Origin of the sequence: Nocardioides sp. (genome assembly GCF_036374615.1) — a bacterium.
Classification (GTDB): Bacteria; Actinomycetota; Actinomycetes; order Propionibacteriales; family Nocardioidaceae; genus Nocardioides.
Map to the genome: position 1 here is coordinate 1 of NZ_DASUTK010000206.1, position 6,579 is coordinate 6,579.

Below are 6,579 nucleotides of genomic sequence, written 5' to 3' on the forward strand. Positions count from 1 at the left end.
GTGCGCCAGAGCGCACTCTCAGGCACACCGCCGCGCAAGGAGTGGGTCGGTCAGAAGGGCTCGACCAGCAGGGCGGTGCCGTGGCCGGCTGCCCGGGTCAGCACCAGTGTGGCCGTCACGTCACCGCGCAGGCCGAGCCGCTGGCGCAGCGCGTCCGGACTGACCGAGACGCCCCGCTTCTTGATCGTCAGCGTGCCGACGCCGCGCTCGCGCAGCGCCGCCTTCAGCTGCTTCTCCCGGTAGGGCAGCTCCTCGACCACCCGGTAGCCGCGCGCGAACGGCGTTCTGAACGACCGGTCCGAGACGACGTACGCGATGTGCTCGTCGAGGAGGCCGCCCTCGACGCCGGCCGCGACCGCGGTCACCAGGCCGGCACGCACCACCGCGCCGTCCGGCTCGTAGAGATAGTCGCCGACCGGGCGTACGCCGGCGCCGTCCTCTCCGGGCGACGGGGCGTCCTCGTCGGTGATCGTGGCCAGGCCGCCGCGGCCGATGACGGTGGCGCGTCGGACCGTGGTCCGCAGCCGGCCCGACCACAGGCACGCCTCCTTCACCTCGCCGTGGTCGCTCACCCACTCGGCCTCCACCCCGTCCGGCACCAGGTCGTGGGGGATGCCCGGTGCGACCTTGACGCACGACGGCCGCGCGAGCAGCAGATCCTCGACGAACGACCACGGCGGCGTCCAGCCGTCCGGGGAGAAGGTGCGGCCTCGGCCGGACCGGCGGGCGGGGTCGGCGAACGCCGTGTCGAACGGACTGGTGTCGACCGTGGTCGCGTCGGCGACGGCCACGGCTCCGGGAAGGTCGAGCGCCGCCAGGTTGGCCTCGGCGACCGCTACCCGCACCGGGTCGAGGTCGACCCCGGCCGTGGTGATCCCGGCGGCGGCGCTCGCGATCAGGTCACCGCCGATCCCGCACCCGAGGTCGATCAGGGACGTCGTCACGGCCGCCTGCAGCCGACCGGCCCGGTGCTTGGCCACCGGCAGCCGGGTCGCCTGCTCCAGACCTGCGTGGGTGAAGTACATCCGCGCGGCGAGCTCGCCGAACTTCGGCTCGGCACGTCGCCTGAGCTCGACCTGGGTGAGTGCCGTCGCCACCTGAGCGGCCGTCGCCCGCTTGCGCAGGTCGGCCTGGAGCGCGAGCTCGTCGTCGGGGCCGGCGCCGTCGGCAGGCGAGGCCTCCGACAGCAGCTGCTGTCCGTCGTCGGTGAGCAGCCACCGGAACGCGTCGAGGTCCATCCCGTGAATCCTGACAGAGCACGGCTCGGGCGACGTACACTGCCCGCGCCCGGTGCGGGAAGGGGAAGGCGTGGCTGACGACCAGCATTCCTTCGGCGTGCGCCTGCGGACGCTCCGGGAGACCTCCGGCCTCTCGCAGGAGGAGCTCGCCGAGCGGGCAGGACTCAGCAGCCACGCGGTCAGCGCACTCGAGCGCGGCACGCGCACCCGGCCCTACCCCCACACCGTCCGTGCGCTCGCCGACGCGCTCGGCCTCGAGGGCGAGGCGAGGTCCGGGTTGATCTCGTCCGTGCCCGCCCGCGGCCGCACACCACGTCCCGCCGCTGACCGGACCGGGCCGGGCATCCCCGTACCGCCGACTCGGTTGATCGGCCGGGACGGCGACGTCCGTCGCGTCGTCGAGCTGCTCGACCTGCACCGGCTGGTCACGCTCACCGGGCCAGGTGGCGTCGGGAAGACCCGGCTGTCGCTGGCGGTCGCCCGCACCGTCCAGGACCGGTTCGCCGACGGGGTCGTGTACGTCGAGCTGGCCGCGATCCACGACCCCGCCGCGGTCGTGCCAGCCGTCCTCGACGCGGTGGGCGTGACGGCCGCGTCCGTCGACGACCCGGTCGGCTCCCTCATCTCCTGGGCTGCCGATCGCGAGCTGCTGCTCATCCTCGACAACGCCGAGCAGGTCATTGCCGCCGCGCCGCACGTCGCCGAGCTGGTCGCCCGCATCCCCGGTCTGGCGATGCTGGTGACCAGTCGGGCGCCGCTGCGGCTCCGGGCCGAGCGTGAGTTCCCCGTCGAGCCGCTCGCGGTGGCGACGGGTGACGGCACGGAGTCGCCGGCAGTCCGGCTGCTGCTGGAGCGAGCCGCCGCCGTCTCGGAGGGATGGGGCACCGCCCCGGCCGACGAGGCCGCCGTCGCCGCCATCTGCACCCGCCTGGCCGGGATTCCGCTCGCCCTCGAGCTCGCCGCCGCCCGCTGCCGGCTCCTCGGCCCCGCAGCCCTGTTGGACCGGCTCGACTCCGTGCTGCAGCACGGCGGGAGCGACCGCCCGGAGCGGCACCGCACCATGCGCGCGACGCTGGACTGGAGCTACAGCCTCCTCTCCGCCGAAGAGCAGTCGCTGCTGCGGCTGCTCTCCGTCTTCGTCGGCGGGTTCCGCCTCGACGACGTTGAAGGCGTCGCGCAGCGTGCCCGGCTGGACGGTGACGTGCTCACCCTGCTCGAGGCCCTGGCCGAGCAGTCGCTGGTGACCGTCGAACCGGCGGCCGACGGGTTGCGGCACCGGCTGCTCGAGCCGATCGCCCAGTACGCCCGGTCTCGGCTGGTCGAAGCAGGCGGCGAGCAGCGGTTCGCCCGTGCCCACGCCGACCACTTCCTGGCCGTGGCCGAGGACGTCTCGCCCCGATACCGCGACGGCGGGCAGGTGGCGGCGCTGGCGCGCGTCGACGCGGAGCACCTCAACCTCACCGCCGGCGTCGAGACCCTGCTCGCGGCCGGGGACGGCCAGGCTGCCGGGCGGCTCTGCTGGGCGCTCTGGATGTACTGGTGGCTGCGCGGCCACCACGCCCTCGGCCGTCGGCTGTCGGAGGCTGCGCTCGAGCTCGGGCAGGACGGCGTGGTGCGCGGGCAAGCCGAGCTTGCGGCAGCGACCACCTGTTTCGCCATGGACGACGTGCCCACCGCCCGGGCCCACTGGGAGGCAGCCTGCGACCACGCCGAGGGCGACCGCTCCGTGCTCGCGAACGCGATCGCGGGCGTCGGCCTGGCCGACCTCGCGCAGGGTCGGCTCGTCGATGCGAGAGCCCGCTTCGCCGAGGCGCGCGAGGCCGCGGCCGGGGTCGGCGGCTACGGCGACTGGACCACCGCGCTCTCCTGGATCTGGAGCGGCACGGTGTCGCTGCTGCTCGGGGACCACGAGAGCGCCGTGCGGGAGATCTCCGAGGGGCTGGCCTCGGCTCGGCGGCGCGGTGACCGGCTCTCGACGTACATCGCGCTCTACAACCTGTCGCAGGTCGAGCTCAGCCGGGGCCGCTTCCAGGAGGCGGCGGAGCACCTCGACGAGGGCACGCGACTGTCCCGAGAGACGTCCGACCACGCCAACCTCGCCTACCTGCTGGAGGCGCGGGCCGTCCTCGAGGCGCGGCAGGGCGCCCACGCGCGGGTGCCGCTGCTGCTCGGTGCCGCGCAGGCGATCCGCGAGCAGCTCGGGTCGTTCGGATACGGCTACTACCGACCCGACCCGGGGGCGATCGCGGACGCCGCCGAGGAGGCACGGGCCCGCCTCGGGGCGGACCGGTACGACGACGCGCTCGACGTGGGACGCGGGCTCGACCCCGACCGCGCCGCCGGTCTGTCCCTGGGCGAGCTCGCGCACAGCTGACCGACTCGTACACCAGTCGTACACCTGCGACTGTCCGTGGTCCGTCACTCCTCGTGGCCCGACCGTGGTGCTGCGGCCGAACCGTGCCGCACCCACTGAGTCACAGGAGACCCCATGACCACTACCGTCACCCCGCCGGTCACGACCGGCGGACCGACCCGACGCACCGCGTCGCGCAGCTGGGCGTTCGCCGGCGTCGGCGCAGGCGTCGCCGGCATCGCCTCCGTCGTCGCCAGCGGCTTCACCGGCGCCGTGTACGACGAGAAGATCGCGGGCGACGCCGTCGCCATCACCGATCGGCTCGCCGAGCTGACGACGCAGATCCTCGTGTTCCACGTCGCCACCATGGTGTCAGCGCTGCTGCTGGTCGTCTTCGCCGTCGGGCTGCGACGTCGCCTGGCGGCCGCGCTGCCCGCGGACAGCCTGCTGCCCGGGGTCGCCTCGGCCGGGCTGATGCTCGTCGCGGCTGCCCAGCTGCTCGGGTCCGGGCTGACGACGGAGTTCGTGTTCGGCGTCCAGGACCCGGACCTGATGGTCCCGGAGACCGCGGCCTTCTTCAGCCACTGGATCGGCACGATCCCGTGGCTCTGGGGCACCGCGGGTCTCACGGCCCTGGCCGTGGCCGTCGCGGCACGTCGCTTCGGCGCCGTTCCCCGCTGGCTCGGCGTGACCAGCCTGCTGATGGGTGGCCTGATGACGCTGCTCGCCGTGAGCCCGCTGCAGTACATGGCGGGCATGGTCGGTCCGCTCTGGTTGACGATCGCGGCGATCGGCCTGGCGGCCGGCCGCACCCGCTGAGGGGGACGCCATGAACCAGGTGATGGCCACGGTGCCCGAAGTCGACGACGACTTCGCGACCTGGGTGGCCGCGCGCCGCCCCGCGCTGCTCCGTGCTGCGCGGGCCATCACCGGCGACCCCCACCTCGCCGAGGACGTGCTCCACGCGGCGCTCGTCTCGGTGATGCCTCGGTGGGGAAGCCTCCGTGACCGTCGCGCGGCGGACGCCTACATCCGCCGCGCGATGGTCAACCATCACTACTCCTGGCACCGCCTCCCCCAGCACCGGCTGGAGGACCCGGTGGCGGTGCTGCCCGAGCGGGCGGCGGTCGCGACCGGATCGGGGGAGTCGGTCGCGGCCGCCGACCAGGGGCGTCGGTTGTGGGAGCTGGTGCTCGCGCTTCCGCGGCAGCAGCGGGCCGCGGTCGTGCTGCGCTACTACGAGGGCCTCTCCGAGGCCGAGACCGCCCGCGCACTCGGGATCGGCGTCGGAGCGGTGAAGTCGAACACGAGCCGCGGCGTGGCCAACCTCCGGCGGCGCGCCGCGCTCGTGGGTCTGGACGGCGTCGGATGAACACGTGGCTCCCGGTCGGCTTCGAGCCACCTTCCGGCACCACCGTGCCCTTCGGGCACCGGCTGCGGCCGGTCCGGCTCTCCGACGGGCCACGGCTCTGCGTGGCGACCCCCGGCTTGCAGCTCGCCGACGCCGAGCAGCTGCTCCGGATCCGCCTGGGTGAGATGGAGCGTCGTGCGGCGTACACCTTCGCGCTGGTCGACACCGACGAGACAGCGATACTGGGGGAGCTCCGGGTCGCGCCGCCGACCACCTCTGACGGCGGACCCCCGCACGCTGTGGACGCCGAGGTCACGTGGTGGATCGTGCCCGAGTGCGAGGGCACCGACCTGGCCCACGCTCTCGACGTGCTGGTGCCTCACTGGGTGGAGCGCAGCTGGCCGTTCACCACGCCACGGCTGTGCGGTCCCGGCAGCTGAGGACCCGTCGGACGGGATCCCCCGGACCCCTCACTGGCACTCACTCGTAGCGAGTGCTAACGTCGTGGTTGGCACTCTCGCCCTGAGGGTGCCAGCGCTTGCGAGAGACGCAACGGCACCCGCGACGGCGTTCGTCTGGCGCAGGCTCATACGTCCCGGAGCCCTGGGCTCCTTCACAGGTTGAAGAGAAAGTAGAGGTTGATCTGAAGTGTCGGTCAACATCAAGCCCCTCGAGGACCGGATCGTCGTGAAGCCGCTCGACGCTGAGCAGACCACCGCTTCCGGACTCGTCATCCCCGACACCGCCAAGGAGAAGCCCCAGGAGGGCGAGGTCGTGGCGGTCGGGCCGGGTCGGTTCAACGAGGACGGCGACGAGCGCATCCCGATGGACATCTCCGTCGGCGACAAGGTGATCTACAGCAAGTACGGCGGCACCGAGGTCAAGTACTCGGGCGACGAGTTCCTGATCCTCTCGGCGCGCGACGTGCTGGCGATCGTTTCCTGAAGTCCCTGTCCGGGTCGTGTGCCTGAGACCACCCTCCGGGTAGTCCAGGCACACGGCCCGTTCTCATAAGGAGAGAACATGCCCAAGATCCTGGAGTTCGACGAGAACGCCCGCCGCGCGCTCGAGCGCGGCGTCGACGCCCTCGCCAACACCGTCAAGGTCACTCTCGGCCCGAAGGGCCGCTATGTGGTGCTCGACAAGAAGTGGGGCGCGCCGACCATCACCAACGACGGCGTGACCGTCGCCCGTGAGATCGAGCTCGACGACCCGTTCGAGAACCTCGGCGCCCAGCTCACCAAGGAAGTCGCCACCAAGACCAATGACATCGCAGGTGACGGTACGACGACCGCCACGGTGCTCGCCCAGGCGATGGTGCACGAGGGCCTGCGCGCGGTCGCGGCCGGCGCCAACCCGATGGGCCTCAAGCGGGGCATGGACGCGGCCGCCGAGGCAGTCAGCGACGCCCTCGCAGAGGCCGCCCGCGAGGTCGAGACCAAGGAGGACATGGCCTCGGTCGCCACGATCTCCAGCCGCGACGCCCACATCGGCGACCTGCTCGCCCAGTCCTTCGACAAGGTCGGCAAGGACGGTGTCATCACCGTCGAGGAGTCCAACACCATGGGCACCGAGCTCGACTTCACCGAGGGCATGCAGTTCGACAAGGGCTACATCTCGCCCTACTTCGTCACCGA

Annotated in this window: 7 protein-coding genes; 6 read left to right on the plus strand and 1 reads right to left on the minus strand. The window is 72.7% G+C overall.

The annotated features are described in order from the left end of the window. Nucleotides 1-50: 50 nt before the first annotated feature. Nucleotides 51-1,238, minus strand: coding sequence for a class I SAM-dependent methyltransferase (locus VFZ39_RS16105; RefSeq protein ID WP_330866804.1), 1,188 nt, complete (start codon nt 1,236-1,238; stop codon nt 51-53). A gap of 70 nt (nt 1,239-1,308) precedes the next feature. Here VFZ39_RS16105 and VFZ39_RS16110 point away from each other — a divergent pair, with 70 nt between their 5' ends. The 6 genes from VFZ39_RS16110 to VFZ39_RS16135 all read left to right on the plus strand — a co-directional run. Then, nucleotides 1,309-3,612 carry an ATP-binding protein gene (locus VFZ39_RS16110; protein WP_330866805.1) on the plus strand — a complete coding sequence of 768 codons (2,304 nt, stop codon included), beginning with the start codon at nt 1,309-1,311 and terminating at the stop codon, nt 3,610-3,612. A gap of 114 nt (nt 3,613-3,726) precedes the next feature. Beyond that, entirely contained in the window at nt 3,727-4,410 is a 684-nt protein-coding gene (locus VFZ39_RS16115; RefSeq protein ID WP_330866806.1) for a hypothetical protein, read from the plus strand. 10 nt (nt 4,411-4,420) lie between these two features. After that, nucleotides 4,421-4,963: a SigE family RNA polymerase sigma factor gene (locus VFZ39_RS16120; protein ID WP_330866807.1), complete on the plus strand. Its 543-nt coding sequence runs from the start codon at nt 4,421-4,423 to the stop codon at nt 4,961-4,963. Next, on the plus strand, nt 4,960-5,382 hold the full coding sequence (locus tag VFZ39_RS16125; RefSeq protein ID WP_330866808.1) for a hypothetical protein: 423 nt from the start codon (nt 4,960-4,962) through the stop codon (nt 5,380-5,382). The genes VFZ39_RS16120 and VFZ39_RS16125 overlap by 4 nt, the downstream gene beginning before the upstream one ends. A 208-nt stretch (nt 5,383-5,590) precedes the next feature. Then, nucleotides 5,591-5,887, plus strand: a complete 297-nt coding sequence (groES, locus tag VFZ39_RS16130) for a co-chaperone GroES (protein WP_330866809.1) — start codon at nt 5,591-5,593, stop codon at nt 5,885-5,887. 78 nt (nt 5,888-5,965) lie between these two features. Beyond that, a partial coding sequence (locus VFZ39_RS16135) for a TCP-1/cpn60 chaperonin family protein (RefSeq protein WP_330866810.1) occupies nt 5,966-6,579 on the plus strand: 614 nt, incomplete at its 3' end.

What these genes read in the sequence shown, in the direction of transcription:
- VFZ39_RS16105 (WP_330866804.1), bottom strand. Translation starts at nt 1,238, where the DNA reads ATGGACCTCGACGCGTTCCGGTGGCTGCTCACCGACGACGGACAGCAG.
- VFZ39_RS16115 (WP_330866806.1), top strand. Translation starts at nt 3,727, where the DNA reads ATGACCACTACCGTCACCCCGCCGGTCACGACCGGCGGACCGACCCGA.
- VFZ39_RS16120 (WP_330866807.1), top strand. Translation starts at nt 4,421, where the DNA reads ATGAACCAGGTGATGGCCACGGTGCCCGAAGTCGACGACGACTTCGCG.
- VFZ39_RS16125 (WP_330866808.1), top strand. Translation starts at nt 4,960, where the DNA reads ATGAACACGTGGCTCCCGGTCGGCTTCGAGCCACCTTCCGGCACCACC.